Genomic DNA, 19466 nt, shown 5'->3' with positions numbered 1-19466 from the left:
GATCAGCAAAAACTGTTCCAGGTTATTTTGATTGGCTGTTAATGGCCTTTGTGTAGCGCGGATCACGTCTTAAATTGAGTAAGTCAGGCTCGGACTCTATACCTTTGACTGAATAGCCTAGTTCAACTGCTTTGGCTATTTCGACAATTGCGTCATCTCTTTGTCCCAGAAGTTCGTTAGCCAAGCCAACACGAAAATGGGCGCTGGCGTTTTTAGGAGTTAGTTCAAGCGCATGCCGCAAATATTTTTTTCCTGTTTCTACGTCCCCAACACGAACCGAATACAGGCCAAATCTGGAAATCATAGTTGAATTGTTGGGCGTAGTCTGCAAGCGAGGGGCAAGTAACTCTCGTGCTTTTTCATAAGCTTTTTTTGCTTTGTCTTCCTGACCAGGTATCCAACGCAATGTATCACCCCAATTCGCCCAACCATCATATTTCGATGGGTTACCTTTATCGGGTGAGATCGCAGCCTCAAATGCTTCTGCTGCCTTAATATATTCGCCATTGTTAAACAAAATTTGACCCATATTGGAATACAGAAGCGCACTAGGTCGTATTAGTAGTCCTTGTTGGAGAATTTGTTTTGCTTCCGAATCACGGTTTTGCATGATTAAAGCATTACTCAAGTTGGCATAGGCCGTTACAGAATCAGGTTGTATCTTTATGCTTAATTGAAAGTATTTTTCTGCTTCTCTATATTTATGTGATTCAAAATATATGATTCCAAGTTCTTCAGCAAACATACGTTCGTGAGGGAATTTTTCTAGTCCAGTGGTTGCAGCTTTTATTGCTTCATCATAGCGTTTTAGTTTTCGCAGAACCACAACTAGGCCATATGAGGCAAAGACATTGTCAGGGTCGAGAGCCAAAGCTTGTTCATATGAATTCAGTGCCAAATCACTCTTACTCATTTGAGATCTTACGCGAGCAAGTGCTATGTGACTGAGCGCCAATTTGTCATTCAATTTTAAGGCTTGCTGCGCGCTTGCATCAGCTTTCTGAAGCAAAACGGCATCTTGCCGGTCGCTATCGTAGCGAAATGTATAAATCATGGATAAACCTGCGACAGCACCAGCATGTTGAGGATTTCGCTTTAAAATTGCCTCAAAACTTGCTTCTGCCCGATCTAAGCTACCAGGAATGTCATACTGCTTTAAAGCTTCCAGCCCTTGCTTCATTGTTAAAGCCTCTGAAAACGGCTTCAACGACATCTTATCAATTTCAAGATAAGGTGCAGCTTGCCAAGCTCCATAGCCTAGTGCAACAACGATGGCGCTGATCAAAGCAAAGCGTTTGGGTTTACTGAGCTTTTGCCAGCCCATACCCGAGGCCGCTGGTTTGTTGTTCGTCACATTAGGCTTAACAGCCATCACACTAACCAAAGGCCGCAGCTTTTCACACACCTCCTGCATGCTACTCAAACGTTTCTCAGTCTGCTTCGCCGTCATCCCCAGCACCAGTTTGATCAGTGCCGGATTGGTATTGGCCGGGAATTCCCAGGTGTCTGAATTGGATTGCATCAGCGCGGCGGCCAGGGCCAGGCCGCTGGCGTTGGCGAAGGGGCGGTTGCCGCTGATGATTTCGTACAGGATGACGCCGAGGGCGTAGATGTCGCTTTGGGCGTTGACTGCGCTACCCATCATGCGTTCTGGTGCCATGTAGGCGATGGTGCCTTGGGGGTCTACCTGGCTTAATGAAGTGGTGGCTTGCACGTCTGCCTGCGATGCCAGGCCAAAATCAAGGATGCGTACTTTGCCATCTGGTTCCACCATCAGGTTGGATGGTTTAAGGTCGCCATGGATGAGGCCGGATGCATGGGCTTCCTGCATGGCTTCTGCCACCTGGCTGATGATGTTGATGGCTTGCTGTTCGCCGACTTTTTCTTGTTGCAGCAGTTGTTTCAGGGTGTGGCCGGGTACCAGTTCCATGACGATGGACTGGTCGTCGTTTTCATCTTCAATGGCAAATACTTTGACAAAGGCTGGGTGTTTCAGGGAGGCGGCCAGGCGTGCTTCTTTGATCAGGCTGGCGGGTTGTACCATGCCTTCAATGTGTTTCAGCTGTTTGATGGCAACAGGGCGGCAGAGCTTGGTATCCCAGGCTTCATGTACTTGACCAAAACCGCCTTCACCAAGGCGTCGTTTGAATTCGTAATGCCTTAAAGTTATGCTGTCCTGATTGGTATTTTGCATTGGTTTCTTGCATGGTTATTATTTTTTGCCGCATATTGTTTTACACAGCTATCCAACTACGCAAGATTGTTGCTAGTCGTAACAACATGTAACGGCAATACTGGTAAGAACTTTATTACAAAACTGTGTATTCATGGTGACAAGCAAAGATATTTTATATGTAAATGACATGTCAACGATTGCTATTTACATGTAAATGCATGGGGTGTTGTTGCGTAGTTGTTAATTGGTTGGTCAATCGCTATGTTAGTCGGTATGTTAGTCGATTGATTTGCAGTGAATTATCAGTCAGGCTTGATGATATTGACTTGTCCTTTTAGCATGGTAACAAGTTCTGTTTCAAACTGATTGGCCAGTTTTTGTTTGATGCTGATGGTGATGGAGGTTGATTCGGTATAAACCAATTGCTGTACGGTAGCGGCAAACTTGTCGCACAGGCGGCGTACGTGTGATTCATCGGCATAGGCGCAGACGATATCCCATTCAACAAAATATTCTACCTCTACCAGTTCTGCATTCTTGAAGGCGTCAGAGATGGCCTGCCCATAGGCGCGGGTCAGGCCGCCAGCACCCAGCTTGGTGCCACCCCAGTAGCGTACGACAACGGCCAGAACGTTGGTGACATCTTTGTGTACCAGCACGTTGTACATGGGTTTGGCCGCGGTACCAGAGGGTTCGCCATCATCATCCAGGCCGGAATCACCGGTGCAGATCAGCGCCCAGCAGACGTGTACTGCGTCCGGATGTTGTGCGCGTATGATGGCTAATTGCTGGCGTGCTTCGGCACGGCTGTTGAGTGGATAGAGTTGCCCCAGAAAACGGCTTTTCTTGATTTCAATTTCGGCGAAAGCGGGGGCAGCAAGTTGGTACATGGGGAGTCTGGTCAGGCAAAGTCGCTATTTTGGCGGGTTATTGAGGCTGGGTATACATAAACTGCCTTTATCTGGGCTTTGTTGTGATGTCTGATCTATATCAAGCAGCAATACCAGCACACGCCTTATCTTTTGACTTTGGGTACCTGTTGCCAGGACCATCCTTTGTCATTCTTCTTATTTTGGGAGTTAGAACATGCCTTCTACCGCAGATACCGCCCTGAAGCAGGCAGCCAGTCGCGCTTTGCGTCTGATGGATCTGACCAGTCTGAATGATGACGACACCAGGGAAAAAATCACTGCTCTGTGCAATGCAGCCAGCCATGCAGAGGGACAGGTGGCGGCGGTGTGTATTTATCCGCGCTTTATTCCGCATGCAAAAAAGATGCTGCTTGAATTTGGTACGCCAGGCATTAAGGTGGCGACGGTCGTCAACTTTCCTTATGGCGAGGCGGATGTGGATATTGCTGTGGCTGAAACCCGCGCTGCCATTGCTTATGGTGCAGATGAAGTTGACCTGGTCTTTCCGTATGCAGCGCTGATGGCGGGCGACACCAGTACAGGGGCCTCGATGGTCAGGGTCTGCAAGGCAGCCTGCGGCGACAAGGTGTTGAAGGTGATTATAGAAAGTGGCGAGCTGCAAACCGAGGCATTTATTCGTGCCGCCAGCCTGCTGGCGATTGATGCCGGGGCTGATTTTATCAAGACATCTACCGGTAAGGTAGCAGTGAATGCCACGCTGGCGGCGGCAGAGACCATGCTGACAGTGATTAAGGAAACCGGTGGCCATTGCGGTTTCAAGGCTGCAGGCGGGGTGAAAACTGTTGAAGAGGCAGCAGCTTACCTGGCGTTGGCAGATGCTCTGTTGGGGCCGGATTGGGGCAGTCCTGCTCACTTTCGTTTTGGTGCTTCCAGCCTGTTGAACAATTTGCTGGCTTGCCTGCGCGATGGGCAAGCACAGTCAACTGCGGGATATTGAAATGTTGCTGGCACAAGAGCTGATACGTAAAAAGCGTGCAGGGCAGGCGTTGGACCAGCGTGAGATTAAGGCTTTGGTCGTGGGCATGGTGGATGGCAGCGTGTCAGACGCCCAACTGGGCGCGTTTTGCATGGCGACCTGTTTTCAGGGAATGACGGCGGCAGAAGGGGCGGCGCTGACCTTGGCCATGCGCGATTCTGGCACGGTCTTGCGTTGGGACGATCTGGATATGCCTGGCCCCATCGTCGACAAACATTCTACCGGTGGTGTCGGTGACCTGGTGTCGCTGGTGCTGGCACCGATGGTGGTGGCATGCGGTGGCGTGGTACCCATGATTAGCGGGCGCGGCCTGGGGCATACGGGTGGCACCCAGGATAAGCTGGAAGCCATACCCGGTTATTGCAGCACGCCTGATTTGGCGCGTTTTCGCCGTGTGGTCAAGGATTGTGGCATGGCTATCATAGGCCAGACGGCTGATTTGGCACCGGCTGACAAGCGCCTGTATGCGATACGCGATATCACGGCTACGGTAGATTGCCTGCCTTTGATTACGGCATCCATTTTGTCAAAAAAATTTGCAGCAGGGCTGGATGTACTGGTGATGGATATCAAATGCGGCAACGGTGCACAAACGCCAGAACTATTGCAAGCGCAATCGCTGGCACGCAATATTATTGATACGGCCAATGCTGCTGGCATGGTTTGTTCAGCATTGATTACGGATATGAGTCAGCCACTGGCCTCCAGCGTGGGTAACGCGACAGAAATGCGTGAAGCCCTGCGCTATCTGCGTACTGACACTTGCCCACCACGTCTGCATCAGACAGTATTGGCTCTGGGAACAGAAATGCTGGTGCAGGCAGGTTTGGCCAGCAACGCCCTCGATGCCCAGGTGCGTTTGCTGGATGCACTGCATAGCGGCAAGGCGGCACAGGTGTTTGAACGCAGTTGTGCAGCGCTCGGCGGGCCAGCCGATTTGTTATCCGGCTTTGATCACTACCTGCCGCAAGCCAAGGTGCGGCACACCTTGCTGGCACCACACGCAGGCAGCGGTATGTTTCTGAATTCTATCGACACCCGCGCCGTAGGCATGGCTACCTTGCAATTGGGCGCAGGCCGCAATGCTATGCCAGATTTGAGTGTGGGCCTGAGCCAGCTTGCTGAACTGGGGCAAAGAGTTGATGCCCAGACGCCGTTGGCCATTATTCACGCCAGGGATGAAGCTAGCGCGCAGCACGCCGGCAGGCAATTGCTGGCAGCCTTCAGTTTTGGTGAAGAGGCGCTGGTTCGTTCACAGCAAATCAGACATACATTGCGTGGTTCCTTGCAATTTTCCACGTCGTTTTTATCCCCTCAGTTTATAAGTGATACCGCATGTCCACTCCCCACATAAATGCCGAACCTGGTGATTTTGCTGACATCGTGCTGATGCCTGGTGACCCCTTGCGGGCCAAGGCGATTGCCGATGCCTGGCTTACGGATGCACATCTGGTGAATACGGTACGCAATATGTGGGGTTATACCGGCACTTACCGTGGCAAACGAATTTCTGTCATGGCGCATGGCATGGGCATACCATCCATCAGCATTTATGCCACTGAATTGATACATCATTATGGCGTGACCAAGCTGATACGGCTGGGGTCTTGCGGCGCCTTGCGTGCAGATATAGAACTGGGTGACGTGTTGATTGCCATGGGGGCCAGTACTGACAGCAAGGTCAACCGCATGCGTTTCATGGACCATGACTTTGCTGCCGTTGCCGACTATGCCTTGCTGGCCCGCGCTGTCGAAACCGCGCAGCGCCTGCAACTGCCGGTCCGGGTAGGGAATGTGTTTTCTGCAGACCTGTTTTATTCGGTACAGCCTGCCTTGTTTGATGTCATGGAAAAAATGCAGATACTGGCATTGGAAATGGAACTGGCTGGTTTATACGCCATTGCCGCAGAACATGGCGTACAGGCGCTGGGTTTGCTGACCGTATCCGATCACTTGCGCAAAGGCAGCGGTATGTCGCCAGAAGAAAGGCAAAACAATTTTAACCACATGATGGAAATTGCTCTGGAAACTGCCTGGTCTCTGGCTTGACTTGTCTTGTCTTGTTTTTGACAGCTGGCTTACTGGATCACAAAATTTTCAAAAAACACATCGGTGACGCCGTCATGTTCTTTCAATTCCAGGGTTTTGTTGACGCCTTCCTTGATTTCTTCCATTAGCTGATGCTTGCCTTCCAGACTTTGCAAATGTTCACTGTCTTTGCTGCTCAACAGCAGGATCAGGGTATGCCTGACCTTGGGCATGAACATCTTGATTTTTTCATTGACCTCAGCGCTGGCAATTTGCAGCGCCATGCTGAGTTGCAGGTAGCGTTCTGTCGATGACAAATTGACGGTGAATGCTTCCAGCTTGGCAGTGGGTGTGCCAGTGGATTCTCCACCTTCCTTGCCACCTGAATTGGCAGAGGCCCAGTCGGTTGTCATACCAAGTGCAAGACAGAGTATGAATGTGTATGCGGTTTTTTTTCCCATTATGCGTATTCTTTTACTATATAAAATTGCCTGGCTGATACTTGTGATTCAGCGATGTGGGTCAGCTTAGCGTATCTTGCCGAAACACACTGTTAAAGAAACTTGCTTAGGGTTAATAATTGTTGCTGGCAGATGTGAAAAAGCCGGCTTCAAGTATTCTTGAAACCGGCTTATGCAAAAAACAGGCCAGATTTGAAACTACCAAGCTGTTTTGTTCTATTTACACTGTCAATGGTTTGTAACGGATGCGTTTTGGCTTGGCACCTTCTTCACCCAGACGTTTTTTCTTGTCGGCTTCATATTCCTGATAGTTGCCGTCAAAGAAACTGACTTGTGAATTGCCTTCAAACGCCAGGATGTGGGTGGCGATACGATCCAGGAACCAGCGATCATGGGAAATCACCATGACGCTGCCGGCAAATTCCAGCAAGGCATCTTCCAGCGCACGCAGGGTTTCCACGTCCAGGTCATTCGACGGTTCATCCAGCAGCAAGACATTGCCGCCTTGCAGCAGGGTTTTGGCCAGATGCAAACGACCACGCTCACCACCAGACAGGTTGCCAACGATCTTTTGCTGATCACCACCCTTGAAGTTGAAGCGACCCAGATAAGCGCGGGAAGGCATTTCAAAGCGGCCTACCGTCAGGATGTCGGCACCGTTAGCCACATCTTCAAACACGGTCTTGGTATTGCCCAGGTCTTCACGTGACTGGTCAACCAGCGAGATTTTGGCAGTCTGGCCAAGTACTACTTCGCCGCTGTCCGGTGTTTCCAGACCCTTGATCATTTTGAACAGGGTCGATTTACCGGCACCGTTAGGACCGATAATGCCGACAATTGCGCCAGGAGGAATCTTGAAGCTCAGGTTATCGATCAGCAGGCGGTCACCAAAGGCTTTGCTGACGTTTTTGAATTCGATGACTTCATTACCCAGACGTTCTGCCACAGGGATAAAGATCTCCTGGGTTTCGTTGCGTTTCTGGTATTCATGTTCACTCATTTCATTGAAGCGGGCCAGGCGGGCCTTGCTCTTGGCCTGACGCGCCTTGGGATTTTGACGTGACCATTCGAGTTCTTTTTGCAGGGCTTTCTGGCGTGCAGATTCGGTCGCTTCTTCTTGCTTCAGGCGGGCTTGTTTTTGATCCAGCCAGGAAGAGTAATTGCCTTTCCAGGGGATGCCATGGCCACGATCCAGTTCCAGAATCCACTCAGCCGCATTGTCGAGGAAGTAGCGATCATGGGTAATCGCCACGACTGTGCCAGGGAAGCGCAACAGGAACTGTTCCAGCCAATCCACTGATTCTGCATCCAGATGGTTGGTCGGTTCGTCCAGCAAAAGCATGTCAGGCTTGGACAGCAACAAACGGCACAGGGCGACACGGCGTTTTTCACCACCGGACAAGACGGCAATCTTGGCATCCCATGCAGGCAGGCGCAGCGCATCAGCGGCCATTTCCAGTTGCAGTTCTACATTGTCGCCGGATGAGGTGGAGATGATGGCTTCCAGACGAGCCTGTTCATTGGCCAGTGCATCAAAGTCAGCGCCTTCTTCTGCATAGGCGGCATACACTTCTTCCAGCTTGGCCTTGGCCTCAAACACTTCGCCCAGGGCAGATTCAACAGCTTGGCGCACGGTTTGTTCAGGATCGAGTTGTGGTTCTTGTGGCAGGTAACCGATGTTCAGGTTAGGCATGGGCACGGCTTCGCCCTGTATGTCCTTATCTATACCTGCCATGATTTTCAGCAGGGAAGACTTGCCTGAACCGTTCAGACCCAGCACACCAATTTTGGCGCCAGGGAAGAAGGACAGGGAAATATCTTTCAGGATTTGACGCTTCGGCGGGACGATTTTGCCGACGCGATTCATGGTGTAGACGTAATTGGCCATTTTCTTGAATTTTCATAGGGAATAAGAATGCCTGCAAGGATACCTCATGCGGGCGTGTGGCGTCATATTTTGCCTGATTTATGTGGAGCGCCGTAAAGCCAAGTGCCAGGTATCGCAGGTATGAAAAGGCGGTGTAACAACACTTTAAATGCCGTATTTTGTGCTGTGCACCAACGTTGATGTAGCTCAAGACCCTGTTGCTAGTGTGGATTTACACTTTATTCATCACCGTTGAGAAAGGAAATTAAAATGAAGAAGATTGTAATCGCACTCTCCCTGGCCGCTATTGGCTTCACAGCAACCCAGGCAATGGCTCAAGAACAGAGCCCATGGCAAGTGCGTGCCCGTGTCGTTAACCTCAGTCCTGCAAATGGCTCTGACCCTGTTGGTGGCGTTGGTGCCGCAGACCGTATTACTGTCAGCAGCAAAGAAATTCCTGAAGTTGATATCACCTATTTCTTTACGCCAAACTGGTCGGCTGAATTGATCTTGACGTACCCACAAAAGCATGACGTCATGCTGGATGGAGCCATCATCGGTTCGTTCAAGCATTTGCCTCCTACACTGACTGCGCAATATCATTTCGCACCTGAAGCCAAAATCAGTCCTTATGTTGGTGCCGGCGTGAATTACACCCGTATTTCTGACGTCAACCTGCTCAAGGGCGCTGGCGATCTGGAAAACAGTAGCGTAGGTCTTGCTCTGCAAGCTGGCGTGGATTTCAAACTGGATAAAAACTGGTCCTTGAATCTGGATGTGAAAAAAGTACAGATTCGCAGTGATGTCACCATCAGTGGCGCCAAAGTGAGCGCCGTCAAGGTTGATCCATGGCTGGTCGGTGTTGGCGTAGGTTATCGCTTCTAAATTAAAAGCAGACTGACTTTCATGTTTTCCCCTTCCAGCAGGAAGGGGATTTTTTATTGGGGGTGACGGGTTTTACGGTTCCAGGTTTCACTTCGTTTTACATAGTATCTATCGTACCAACACAGTGTTGGACTTCGGGGCAATGTGCCCGGAGCTTGCAAAGCTGATCCGGCAATTTTCGTTCATGGGGTTGGAATAGGAAGTTGACCATCAACCGGGAGAGCTATTGCCTGTGTCATACGCAAAAAATCCAGACGACCTATAATCTAGCTCCGTTTTGTTCACTTATTGGAGAACCTTCATGTCTATTTCTATGTATGCCGCATCTGTTCCTGTCATCAACCAGATGCTGGATAGCCTCAGTGATGTGCTGAAAAAGGCGGAAGCGCATGCCACGGCGAAAAATATCCCCGCAGAAAATTATTTGCAGGCACGTTTGTTCCCGGACATGTTAGCCCTGGTGCGCCAGGTGCAGATCGCTGCTGATTTCGCCAAGGGGGTGACTGGTCGCCTGGCACAGGCTGAATTGCCAGCTTATGAAGATACTGAAACGACTTTCGCCGAATTGCAGGCTCGTATCGCCAAGACCAAGACATTTATTGCGGGTCTGGATGCAGCAAAATTTGAAGGCAGTGAAAGTCGCGACGTGGTGTTGCGTCCAGGTACGCCAAAGGAGCAGACATTTTCAGGCCAGGCGTATTTGTTGAATTACGGTTTGCCACAATTCTTCTTTCATGTGACTACCGCTTACGCTATCTTGCGTCATAACGGCATTGAAATCGGCAAAAAAGATTTTATGGGTCTGCGTTAATTATTTGCTTTGACGGGTTTTGATGTAAAAAAGCTGGCATGGGTTTATCCATGCCAGCTTTTTCGTTTGATAGCGATTAGTGAAACAGGTTGAAATAGGCCAATGCGCCTGCAGCGGCAAGACACAACAGCAGGGCCAGCGTATAGGAAGGCGCATTGCTCTGGGTATTATTTGTTCTTGCTATACTATGGCGGTTCTTGCCGCGTCCCAGGTCGCCAGCGAGTTTTTTCTTGTTAAAATCATCGGTAAATAAATCGATGATGGCAACTGAGTCCAGTTTCAGCAGTTTTGCATAGGCACGTAAGAAACCCCTGATGATGGCTGCTTCCGGTAGCGACACATAGTCATCTTTTTCAATGGCGTTGATTTGGCGTGGTGCCATTTTTAATTGGGCCGCCACATACTCTACCGACCAACCCATGGCATTGCGCCCCGCTGCGAGCTTTGCTCCTGGCGATGTAGCCAGTTTTTGTGTCTCGGCGTCAATCAGTTCGGCAGCGATAGGCTGCCCAAGCCGGGATTCTATCAACTCCTGATAAAGAAATGAGCCCGTGACTTCTGGCACCGGCTGTGTACTTTGTTCAGAATCTTTCATTACCGTGCCTTATGTGAAAACTGGGTGCAGATTGCATAATGGAGCCTCTGTTTGAAGTTTGTTAACAGTTCCTCATGTAAAAACGATAGCATCATTCGTGGGCTGGAATCGCTCAGTTTGTGTGATCAATTGAGCGGCGAAGATGCGTGTGTTGCTCAAAATTGCTTGATTTATTAAGTGCGTGTATTTAATGACATTAAATGCTCTGTGCAGCGGGTTTTAATAAAGTTCCTTATAGCATTAAATGTGCCAGTGTTGTCGTTAAGCATCTTTTTAAACTCTAAATTGAGACTGAGCCAGTCGCTGATTTAGTGATAATCGGGTAAGCTGCTGCAAACGCGGCAAGATTCAGTCTGTTTCAGGCGTAAAATTGCTTTTATGGCAAAATCGTGACACTTGTCTGATAGGGAGCTGATACCTGGCTGCATTGTGAAAACGCTGTTTTATCAAATATATGTGAAATATAAAAGCACAATCGTAAGATTATCTCAAACTGCCTGCTCAGGATACTTATTTTCAGGCGTCACAAAATGGTTTTGGAGTGCCACTAATGATCAAAATTGACGTTGTTTCCTATAATAATGAAGCACCCGCTACCTCGATTTTTGCAGTGTTTGGCAGCCAACAAGAAACAATAGGGCGCAATGAAGAAAATTTCCTGAGTTTGCCTGATCCCAGGCACTTTGTTTCCCGGACCCAGGCCAAGGTATGGAGTACCGGAGGCAAACACTTTCTTCATAACCTTAGTCTGGCAAACCCGATTTTGGTCAACGGCAAGGAAATTCAGGCCGAATCTGACCATGAAATTCATGATGGCGACGAGATACAGATTGGTCTGTATGTGCTGGTTGCAGAGACAATTGCTGAAATTCAGGAGGAAAGTGCGGCTTCAGTCCCTTCACCGGTTGCAGTTGCCGGGGCGGTGGTCAACACCTCAGTTGCTGGCAATATAGCGGCAGAAGGTCAGACGGATGAACTGAAAGCAAATGCTTTGCCGCAAGCCAGGACACCGTCCGGGAAATTGCTGCCGAACGTGCAACAGAATGTGCAGCCACCCCAGTTTTTGTTGCGCCCTGAGGCATTAGTAGCCCAGAGCAACCTGGCTGAACAAGCCGACGATGCCGCAAGTGCTCAAGCTGCGGTGAGTGAGTCAACTGCCCCAACAGTGCCGGTGTCAGGTACGACAGCTAAACCTCCGGCTGCTGGCAGTAAGCCATTGGCCAGCAACGCTGAGCTGATGCAGGCATTTTTGAATGGTGCCGGTCTTCCCGAACTCAGCCTGTCATCGGGGCTGACGGTAGAGTTGATGGAAACCCTTGGTAAATTGATGGCCAGTTCGGTTCAGGGAGCGATGGAGGAGCTGTCTCAGCGCGCTTTGCTGAAACGAGAAGTGAAAGCAGAAGTAACGATGGTTGTCTTAAGGGAAAACAATCCATTAAAATTTTTCCCGGACAGTAAAACAGTGTTGACCCAGATGTTGCGTAAAAAGATGCCTGGTTTTATGGCACCTGCAGAAGCGATGGAAGATGCTTTCTTTGATATCCGCGCGCATCAAATGGGAATGGCCGCAGGTACCCGGGCAGTGATGGACGCTGTCTTGCAGACTTTACAGCCTGCCAGCGTGGAAGAACATCTGAGCGCGCCAGGTTTGCTTGAACAAGCAATGCCGGCACGTCGCAAGGCGGCATTGTGGGATCAGTTCAACAGCTTGTTCGATACTATTTACGCGGGCAGGAAGGATGATTTCCAGGTCCTGTTTGGCAAAGAGTTTTTAGCTGCGTACGAGAAGGAAGTTGAAAAAGCGGAAGCCAGTCATCAGGCTTATTAGGTAAGAGGCAGGCGCAAGAATTAAGCGGGCAACGCAACGAGCCAGATTAATTTTGCAACAGTCTCTAAGAACCATTTGTTTACGATCTGTAGCGAGCGTCAGCGGGGGCAGGGCAACAAAAAAACGCAGCGCAAAAAGCGGAATGTACTTTGGTACATGAGCATTTTGAGCAGCACCTTGAGCCCCACATAAACTCCGGTTGCGCTCGCGCTTAAGATCGTAAACGGGCTCTAAGCACATACTTTAGACCTCCATGCCCATGAATCTGGATACAGCGCAGATCACTGCGATAGGTAATAGAAAAACCAATCAGGATGCGCTGGCCAGCGCCCACGAGGACGATATAGCTTGTTTTGTCATGGCTGATGGTACTGGAGGATATGCTGGAGGTGAACTGGCAGCCAAACTGGCGACTGATGCGGTCATAGAGAAATTCCTTCAGGAAGCTTCTTTTAGCACCCATGCATTACGCTCGTACCTGGATTGGGCCATATTGAAGGTCGCCCAAGGAAAACAGGAACATGCCGATCAGCAGCAAATGAGCACTACTATCGCTGCTATGCTGATAGACCAGAACAATCGCTGTGCCTTGTGGGCACATATGGGTGACACCAGGATTTATCAATTTCACCAAAATAGAATCAAGACTGTGTCCAAAGACCACAGTCAGGCGCAGATGATGGTGGACGCTGGCTTTGCAGACTATTCTCAGATACGACGTCATCCCAGGCGGAATGTGTTATTTGCTGCCATCGGTGCGGAAGGTGATTTTGTCCCCGAAGTAACTACTGAAGCGATAGAATTGCATGATGGAGATGCCTTTTTGCTATGCACGGATGGTTTTTGGGAATGGGTCCATGAGCATGAAATGGAATATTGCCTGGCTGCATCAAACAGTAGTGATGAATGGTTAAGTAAAATGAATGCCATTGCAGAAAAAAATATTAATACGTCAAAAGCTATTAACAGGGATAATTTCTCAGTGTTTGCTATTTGCCTGTATGACAATCCAGTGGGAAAATGACGGCTTGCAGAGATGATAGCCTGCTGTGCAGGCAAATTTCTGCTGTAACCATACTAGCGCTGGCAGTTTGGGATCGGGATTGGGATTTAAGCAGGATCAGTGCATTTCAACATTAAACCTCTGAGTAAGCCTTGAACACAGAAAACGCACTCGCTAACGAAGCGCCAGTGGTATTGCATGCCGGTACCGAGAATTGTCTCGCCGTTGGCACGCGGCTGAACGACTTTGAAATTACCGGGGTACTGGGTGAAGGCGGCTTTGGAATTGTGTATCTGGCGTTTGATCATTCTTTGCAGCGTACCGTTGCTATCAAGGAATATATGCCCGGTGCGCTGGCCGGGCGTGCTTCCGACACCAGTGTCGTGGTCAGGTCTGAACGTCACAAATCTACTTTTGATGCAGGTTTGAAGAGTTTTATGAATGAAGCGCGCTTGCTGGCGCAGTTTGATCATCCCTCTCTGGTCAAGGTGTACCGTTTCTGGGAAGAAAACAAAACCGCTTACATGGTCATGCGCTATTACGATGGCCATACCTTGAAGGATATTGTCAATAAACGCCCGCAACTGGTGACGGAAGCGTGGTTGCGCTTTATTTTCAAGCAAATCCTGGAAGCGCTTGATACGTTGTACAAATCCAAAATTTTGCACAGGGATATTTCGCCAGACAATATCATCGTGCAGAAAAATGGTGTCGCAGTTCTGCTTGATTTCGGCTCTGCCCGTCAGATCATTGGGGATATGACGCATGGCATGACCGTGATACTGAAGCCAGGGTATGCCCCGGTAGAACAGTACTCGGATGAGACTGACATGCCACAGGGCGCATATACCGATATTTATGCACTGGCGGCCGTGATGTATTTCGCCATCATGAAAACACCGCCACCGATGTCAGTAGCGCGGGTCATCAAGGATTCCATGGTGCCGCTGCAAGAAGGTGAGCGCCCGGGGTTTAGCGAGAAATTTCTGAAAGGGGTGAATAAGGCCCTTTCTGTACAACCGCAAGACAGACCGCAATCAATGGATGAGTTCCGTCTGCTGTTAGGAATCAGTTCTTTCGCCTCCACACGCAAGTCCCGTAAAACCAAACCGGAGCATGACGGTGACATGTCTGCACCTGTTGTCGGTACACAAGATGCTGAAGTCGTCACGCTAGAGAAGCACAGGACTTCGGTCAAGTCTGCCACTCCGGATGAGCAGACCGAAACCGGGGCGATGAGTCAGGTGAAATCGCATTCCAAACAATTGCTGGCTGGCGGCGTGGTGGTGGTGCTGTTGATTGCGGTATTGACCATCACCTTGCGCAGTGGCCCGCCACCACAAGCTGTACCGGCGCTTGCCAGCAAGACGACTACCCTACCCGCAACAGCTAAGAAAGCCGACAGTGCCGCCTCTTCTGTGCCAGCACCTGCTTCAGTTACCGCAGTTACCCCACCCGCAACTGTCGTTACTGCAGCCGTGACGACCAGTGCGGCAGCGGCTGGTCCGGCACCTCTGTCTGCCAGGGAGGTCCAGGAGAAACTGGCATGGGACAAGTTGAAAGATGATGTCAACGCCACGCCAGAGGCCATCAACGCATTTTTGCAGCAATACCCGAACGGCAAATTTTCTGATCATGCACAATCGCGCCTGAAGGAAGCCAATAAAGTAGCGGCAGCCAAGGCAGCCAGCACACCGGTGGCGAACAAACTGACTGTCAAACTGGCTATCAAGCCTTGGGGTACGGTTTTTGTTGATGGTATACAGCAAGGTGCCAGCCCACCTCTAAAGCAATTGAGTTTAACTGCTGGCAAGCATAAGATAAGGGTAACGAACCCGGGCTTTCCAGATCTGGTAACCGAGATCGATGGCAGCAAGACGAATTCGGCTGCGATAGAACATGAGTTCAACAGTAAATAAATCTGGATAAAGATGAAGAAATTAACTCAACAGGTGTATATGGCTGGCCTGGTGCTGGCATGTACGGCATTGCTGGGATGTGAAACCGCACCACAGCAGACACCGGCTACCAAGCCTGTGAGCAAGCAAAAAGAAACCATTGTCACACCGCCTCCACCTCCTGTAGATACGACACCAGTACCACCACCCATCAACCCGGATGCGCAGGCATTGAAGGATGGACTGGCCCTGTATGATGCAGGTGATTACAATGGTGCCATCAAAAGATTGGGATCACCAGATATCTGGAACGGGCATAACAAAGACTTGCAAGTGAATGCTCTGAAATTTATGGCATTCAGTTATTGCGTCACGTCGAGAGCGTATTTGTGCCGTCAACAGTTTGATCGTGCACTGAAGCTGGATCCGACTTTTAATCTGTCACCAGGCGAAATCGGTCACCCTATCTGGGGCCCGGTGTTTTTGAAGTCCAAGAACGCCGTCAAGAAGAAATAATGCCTCGTGGCAGACTGTTGCAATCGATGACGTGTGTTGTTTAAGCTGTCTGCCAATTTACCAACGTAGTTCAATGATCGCCAAATGGCGCATCGACGGCGTGGCTTTGCCCAGTGAACCAGCGTGGCCCTTGTTCTGTCATGTAGAAATGATCTTCCAGACGGATGCCAAATTCGCCCTCAATACAGATCATAGGCTCATTGCTGAAGCACATCCCGGCAGCAAGCGGGCGCTGATTGCCTTTGACCAGGTAAGTCCATTCATGGATATCCAGGCCTATGCCATGACCAGTACGGTGTGGCAGGCCAGGTAGTTGATAATCGGGGCCAAATCCGGCCGTTGCCAGCACCTTTCTGGCAGCAGCATCAACCTGCTCACAGGGAACACCGGTCTGGGCTGCATAAAATGCCGCCGCCTGGGCGTTTTTTTCCAGTTCCCAGATATCGCGCTGGCGCTGGCTGGGTTTGCCAAAGACATAGCTGCGGGTAATGTCCGAGTGATAGCCGTGCAGCTTGCAGCCGGTATCGATCAGCACCATATCGCCTTCGCGCAGGAATTGTTCGCCATCGGGGCCATGTGGCATGGCCGTGGCGGCACCAAAGCTGACGATGCAAAATGTGGAAGCGCTGCCGCCATAGGCGCGATGGGCCTGATCTATGAATTGTGCCACTTCAAAGGAAGAGATACCTTCGCGTAAAATTTTTGCTGCCTTTTTCTGCACTTCCAGGGTGAGGTTCTTGACCGCTTGCATGATGGCCAGTTCCGTCGCTGATTTATGCATGCGGCACTCTGCCGTGATCGTGCTGCCATTGATGATGTGTGCCAATGGCATTGCATGCCGCAAGCCATCAAAGACGAAGAAGGGAGCGGCTTCATCAAGGGCGAGGACATCGCTTTTACAATGCAGATCCTGCAGGCAGGTTTTGATCAACTGGCAGGGATCTTCTTCTTCCTGCCACAGCCGGATATGGGCTTCGGCACCCAGGGTTTCGCGCAGTTTGGACTCTTCAAAGCCGGGGCAGATATAAGTCAGCCTGGCATCGGGCGTCAGGATGGCTGCAGTCAGGCGCTCGCTGGGATACCAGCGCAGGCCGGTAAAATAGTACAGGCTGCTACCGGCTGGCAGGATCAGTGCATCGATCGCATTGTCCTGCATCAGCCGGGCTGCTTTTTCTACCCGTGCGCGCCGCTCAGCAGCACCGATGGGCTGCACCGTGCTTGTGTTTGCCTGTATGCTAGCCAACTCTTTGCTTGCCGTTGAACCACCTATGCCTGATGTCATGCCCACACTCCGCAGTATTTGCTATTGGCATCAGCATAGTATAAACAGTCACACTGGTCTTGCTCATTTCACGGTGTCTAGATGACGAAATTGGCATAGCTAGTAGTTGGCTGCTTTGGCTTTTCTTAGTATGGGTACAAAATCAAACTGCCATTTCACCATTGGCGTCTGGTCATTGACTTTGATGGTCTGCATCAGCGGCTGTTTGATGCTGCCCATGTTGGGGTGCCAGGCCCTGATTTCGTAGTTACCGTCCGGCAGTTGATCCAGGGTGGCGGTGCCGGCCTGTTCCGTTTTGGCGAAGTAGGGAGTATCCACTGCCAGCACATAGGCGCGCATCCAGTTATGCAGCAAGCAGTAAACAATCACAATGCCGGGTTTGTCGAATATGACCGGTGGTGGTGTCACACCACGTTCATAGGTCTTGATTTCAAATTCCTTGACTGCGGAAAAGGATTTTACGTGATGTTCCATTTTGTCGTAGTTGGGGAATTTGACCTGTGTACCTACCCTGATTACCGTCACATAGGGTGAAAACTGCATATCGTTTTGCGAAATCGTGGCCGCTTCGGTTTTGCCTGCCGGTGGCAAGGGAACACCTATGGGGGTGGCGTATACCACCACATCGGCCATCGCCACACCATTTTTGTCTACCGCTTGCATGCTTAGTTTGGCTGCCGATGCCAGTGATGGAAGACCAATCGCCAGCACACAGGTCAGCGCCAGTTTTATGCCCAGACTCCGCCCGGATGCGGATGGAAGCAAGTTTTTCATGGAGGTTTTCTGCCTTGATAAGTACGCCATCTTATTTGGTAACGATAGGGCGTTGCATAGGGGCCAGTTTGGCGATTAGCCGGTTTTGGACTGAGGATGGAATATTGTGTTTTTCCATGGCAATCTGCAAATCTTCGGCTAGCGCATTGAAGTGGGCATTGGTGATTTGCAAGTCCTTGTGAACGTCATCCATGCTACGGCCACTGTATTTGCAGGGGCCGCCGCTTAACTCACAAAATTGTTCGGTGAGTAATTGTGCCAGACGTTCTGTATCGGTTTCCTGAAATGCCTTGTTGATGCGCGGGTCTTCCAGAACGATCGCGACAAAGGAATTGACGAAGCTGCTGATACCCTGCTTGGCACCAAGGCTTTGGAACAGGGCATCACTGTTGGTTTGGGCATGAGCGGACAGGCTGGCGAACAGGAAAAAGCCGCATGCAATTTTGCTAAAACGGGAGATGGAAATCATGATAGTCGCTTTCGATGAATTTTATTGAAGGTGTCTGCAGGTGTCGTATCCAGAAAACAGCGGCTTAAAATCCAGCCTGTACGGACAAATACCAGCCACGTTGATTCTTGGGGTTGAACACCGTGATGTCACCCAAAGTGGCATATGCAGCGGTTACTGAAAGATTCTTGGTCGGGAACCAGGCGACAAAGACATCGTAATAATCCTTTTCATTGTCCACACCCAGATTGCGTGGTTTCATACGGTATTCAGCACCGACAGCCAGTTTGCGATTGATGAGGTAGGCAGCAGAGGTCTCAAGCTCGGCCTGGTAGCTATCTTTCTTGTCGCCACCAAAACCCAATATGCCCATCTGGTTAGCTTTGGTCATGCGCAACGTGCCATTCAGCAGCAGGCTTTGCTCCAGCAGTATTTTGGTGGCAGATACGTAGTAGTCGACGCCACGGTCATCTTTGGCACCCAGCTGTTTGACATTGGTCACGCCCAGTGCACCCAGACCACCCACACCCTTGTTGCGTTTCGCCATGGCACCAACGGCGATTTGTGGCATCCAGCTTCCCTGATCGTACACGGCATCACCCGCGACTTTGACTTTGATACCGAAAATGTCCTGTTTGATGTTCAGCGCATTCAACGGTGCCAGGCTGCCAGTGAATTCCTGGGTTGCCAGTGACAATTCCACGCGGTCTGCGATACCGACGGCAACGCCATAGGTCTTCAGGCTGTAATCCTGGGTATTCACCTGGGTCAGGTGGGCGTTGGCTCCGTAGCTGTCGCGTGTACCATAACCTGTGATCAGTGCCCAGGGTGTCAGGCCACCGCCGCCAGCCCCTTCAAGCTGACTGACACCGCCGGTTGCGATCAGTTTGCCCATATCGGGTTTTAAAAGGTCTTGTGCCTGGCTTTGTTGCGTCCAGATGGCAGTGCTGCCTAGCAGCGCGACGGCAATAATTTTGTTGCTGATT

Annotated in this window: 18 protein-coding genes; 9 read left to right on the top strand and 9 right to left on the bottom strand. The window is 50.3% G+C overall.

Annotated elements, in window-relative coordinates; translation table 11 throughout:
* Positions 1–22 precede the first annotated feature (22 nt).
* Positions 23–2194, bottom strand: a complete 2172-nt coding sequence (locus tag AC1RVX_RS00430) for a protein kinase domain-containing protein (protein ID WP_493214616.1) — start codon at positions 2192–2194, stop codon at positions 23–25.
* A gap of 284 nt (positions 2195–2478) precedes the next feature.
* Positions 2479–3066 carry an IMPACT family protein gene (locus tag AC1RVX_RS00425; RefSeq protein ID WP_493214615.1) on the bottom strand — a complete coding sequence of 196 codons (588 nt, stop codon included), beginning with the start codon at positions 3064–3066 and terminating at the stop codon, positions 2479–2481.
* Between the two features lie 196 nt (positions 3067–3262).
* Between AC1RVX_RS00425 and deoC the strand changes: the two genes are divergently transcribed.
* From deoC to deoD, 3 genes are read left to right on the top strand one after another with little or no spacing between them, the layout of a single operon-like run.
* A complete protein-coding gene (gene deoC / locus AC1RVX_RS00420; protein WP_493214614.1) occupies positions 3263–4045 on the top strand; it encodes a deoxyribose-phosphate aldolase in 783 nt (260 codons plus the stop codon).
* 1 nt (position 4046) lies between these two features.
* On the top strand, positions 4047–5438 hold the full coding sequence (gene deoA / locus AC1RVX_RS00415) for a thymidine phosphorylase (protein WP_493214613.1): 1392 nt from the start codon (positions 4047–4049) through the stop codon (positions 5436–5438).
* Complete coding sequence (gene deoD, locus AC1RVX_RS00410) at positions 5420–6133, top strand: purine-nucleoside phosphorylase (protein ID WP_493214612.1); 714 nt, start codon at positions 5420–5422, stop codon at positions 6131–6133. Before deoA ends, deoD begins: the two co-directional genes overlap by 19 nt.
* 29 nt (positions 6134–6162) lie before the next feature.
* Here the strand turns inward: deoD and AC1RVX_RS00405 are convergent, their stop codons facing one another.
* Both AC1RVX_RS00405 and ettA read right to left on the bottom strand, forming a co-directional pair.
* Positions 6163–6525: a flagellar basal body-associated FliL family protein gene (locus AC1RVX_RS00405; protein ID WP_493214611.1), complete on the bottom strand. Its 363-nt coding sequence runs from the start codon at positions 6523–6525 to the stop codon at positions 6163–6165.
* A gap of 268 nt (positions 6526–6793) precedes the next feature.
* Complete coding sequence (ettA, locus tag AC1RVX_RS00400; RefSeq protein ID WP_493214610.1) at positions 6794–8461, bottom strand: energy-dependent translational throttle protein EttA; 1668 nt, start codon at positions 8459–8461, stop codon at positions 6794–6796.
* A gap of 249 nt (positions 8462–8710) precedes the next feature.
* Between ettA and AC1RVX_RS00395 the strand changes: the two genes are divergently transcribed.
* Together AC1RVX_RS00395 and AC1RVX_RS00390 are read left to right on the top strand one after the other, a co-directional pair.
* Positions 8711–9325: an OmpW/AlkL family protein gene (locus AC1RVX_RS00395; RefSeq protein WP_493214609.1), complete on the top strand. Its 615-nt coding sequence runs from the start codon at positions 8711–8713 to the stop codon at positions 9323–9325.
* 301 nt (positions 9326–9626) lie between these two features.
* On the top strand, positions 9627–10136 hold the full coding sequence (locus tag AC1RVX_RS00390) for a DUF1993 domain-containing protein (RefSeq protein ID WP_493214608.1): 510 nt from the start codon (positions 9627–9629) through the stop codon (positions 10134–10136).
* A 76-nt stretch (positions 10137–10212) separates the two neighbouring features.
* Here AC1RVX_RS00390 and AC1RVX_RS00385 read toward each other — a convergent pair whose 3' ends face one another.
* Positions 10213–10731 (bottom strand): helix-turn-helix domain-containing protein, encoded by a 519-nt coding sequence (locus AC1RVX_RS00385; RefSeq protein ID WP_493214607.1) that lies wholly within the window; start codon positions 10729–10731, stop codon positions 10213–10215.
* Positions 10732–11281: 550 nt separating this feature from the next.
* Between AC1RVX_RS00385 and tagH the strand changes: the two genes are divergently transcribed.
* From tagH to AC1RVX_RS00365, 4 genes are all read left to right on the top strand, one after another.
* Positions 11282–12559: a type VI secretion system-associated FHA domain protein TagH gene (gene tagH, locus AC1RVX_RS00380; protein ID WP_493214606.1), complete on the top strand. Its 1278-nt coding sequence runs from the start codon at positions 11282–11284 to the stop codon at positions 12557–12559.
* 253 nt (positions 12560–12812) lie between these two features.
* Positions 12813–13583, top strand: a complete 771-nt coding sequence (locus AC1RVX_RS00375; protein ID WP_493214605.1) for a PP2C family protein-serine/threonine phosphatase — start codon at positions 12813–12815, stop codon at positions 13581–13583.
* A 131-nt stretch (positions 13584–13714) separates the two neighbouring features.
* The gene (locus AC1RVX_RS00370; RefSeq protein ID WP_493214604.1) at positions 13715–15481 is read left to right on the top strand and encodes a serine/threonine protein kinase; all 1767 of its coding nucleotides are present in this window, start codon (positions 13715–13717) and stop codon (positions 15479–15481) included.
* A 12-nt stretch (positions 15482–15493) separates the two neighbouring features.
* On the top strand, positions 15494–15976 hold the full coding sequence (locus AC1RVX_RS00365) for a TssQ family T6SS-associated lipoprotein (protein ID WP_493214603.1): 483 nt from the start codon (positions 15494–15496) through the stop codon (positions 15974–15976).
* 70 nt (positions 15977–16046) lie between these two features.
* Here AC1RVX_RS00365 and AC1RVX_RS00360 read toward each other — a convergent pair whose 3' ends face one another.
* The 4 genes from AC1RVX_RS00360 to AC1RVX_RS00345 all read right to left on the bottom strand — a co-directional run bounded on the left by AC1RVX_RS00360 (position 16047) and on the right by AC1RVX_RS00345 (position 19375).
* The gene (locus AC1RVX_RS00360; protein ID WP_493214602.1) at positions 16047–17258 is read right to left on the bottom strand and encodes a M24 family metallopeptidase; all 1212 of its coding nucleotides are present in this window, start codon (positions 17256–17258) and stop codon (positions 16047–16049) included.
* A gap of 99 nt (positions 17259–17357) precedes the next feature.
* A complete protein-coding gene (locus tag AC1RVX_RS00355; protein ID WP_493214601.1) occupies positions 17358–18032 on the bottom strand; it encodes a cupredoxin domain-containing protein in 675 nt (224 codons plus the stop codon).
* A 31-nt stretch (positions 18033–18063) separates the two neighbouring features.
* Positions 18064–18501 (bottom strand): group I truncated hemoglobin, encoded by a 438-nt coding sequence (locus tag AC1RVX_RS00350; RefSeq protein ID WP_493214600.1) that lies wholly within the window; start codon positions 18499–18501, stop codon positions 18064–18066.
* Between the two features lie 64 nt (positions 18502–18565).
* Positions 18566–19375, bottom strand: a complete 810-nt coding sequence (locus tag AC1RVX_RS00345; RefSeq protein ID WP_493215143.1) for a DUF3034 family protein — start codon at positions 19373–19375, stop codon at positions 18566–18568.
* Positions 19376–19466 lie beyond the last annotated feature (91 nt).

This window comes from Undibacterium sp. GW821-FHT11B02 (assembly GCF_058808955.1).
This window is presented reverse-complemented; position numbering and strand designations above follow the sequence as displayed.

Coding starts and splice junctions, on each gene's coding strand:
- AC1RVX_RS00430 (WP_493214616.1), bottom strand. CDS start 2,194: ATGCAAAATACCAATCAGGACAGCATAACTTTAAGGCATTACGAATTC.
- AC1RVX_RS00425 (WP_493214615.1), bottom strand. CDS start 3,066: ATGTACCAACTTGCTGCCCCCGCTTTCGCCGAAATTGAAATCAAGAAA.
- deoC (WP_493214614.1), top strand. CDS start 3,263: ATGCCTTCTACCGCAGATACCGCCCTGAAGCAGGCAGCCAGTCGCGCT.
- deoA (WP_493214613.1), top strand. CDS start 4,047: ATGTTGCTGGCACAAGAGCTGATACGTAAAAAGCGTGCAGGGCAGGCG.
- deoD (WP_493214612.1), top strand. CDS start 5,420: ATGTCCACTCCCCACATAAATGCCGAACCTGGTGATTTTGCTGACATC.
- AC1RVX_RS00405 (WP_493214611.1), bottom strand. CDS start 6,525: ATGACAACCGACTGGGCCTCTGCCAATTCAGGTGGCAAGGAAGGTGGA.
- ettA (WP_493214610.1), bottom strand. CDS start 8,461: ATGGCCAATTACGTCTACACCATGAATCGCGTCGGCAAAATCGTCCCG.
- AC1RVX_RS00395 (WP_493214609.1), top strand. CDS start 8,711: ATGAAGAAGATTGTAATCGCACTCTCCCTGGCCGCTATTGGCTTCACA.
- AC1RVX_RS00390 (WP_493214608.1), top strand. CDS start 9,627: ATGTCTATTTCTATGTATGCCGCATCTGTTCCTGTCATCAACCAGATG.
- AC1RVX_RS00385 (WP_493214607.1), bottom strand. CDS start 10,731: ATGAAAGATTCTGAACAAAGTACACAGCCGGTGCCAGAAGTCACGGGC.
- tagH (WP_493214606.1), top strand. CDS start 11,282: ATGATCAAAATTGACGTTGTTTCCTATAATAATGAAGCACCCGCTACC.
- AC1RVX_RS00375 (WP_493214605.1), top strand. CDS start 12,813: ATGCCCATGAATCTGGATACAGCGCAGATCACTGCGATAGGTAATAGA.
- AC1RVX_RS00365 (WP_493214603.1), top strand. CDS start 15,494: ATGAAGAAATTAACTCAACAGGTGTATATGGCTGGCCTGGTGCTGGCA.
- AC1RVX_RS00360 (WP_493214602.1), bottom strand. CDS start 17,258: ATGACATCAGGCATAGGTGGTTCAACGGCAAGCAAAGAGTTGGCTAGC.
- AC1RVX_RS00355 (WP_493214601.1), bottom strand. CDS start 18,032: ATGAAAAACTTGCTTCCATCCGCATCCGGGCGGAGTCTGGGCATAAAA.
- AC1RVX_RS00350 (WP_493214600.1), bottom strand. CDS start 18,501: ATGATTTCCATCTCCCGTTTTAGCAAAATTGCATGCGGCTTTTTCCTG.
- AC1RVX_RS00345 (WP_493215143.1), bottom strand. CDS start 19,375: ATGGGCAAACTGATCGCAACCGGCGGTGTCAGTCAGCTTGAAGGGGCT.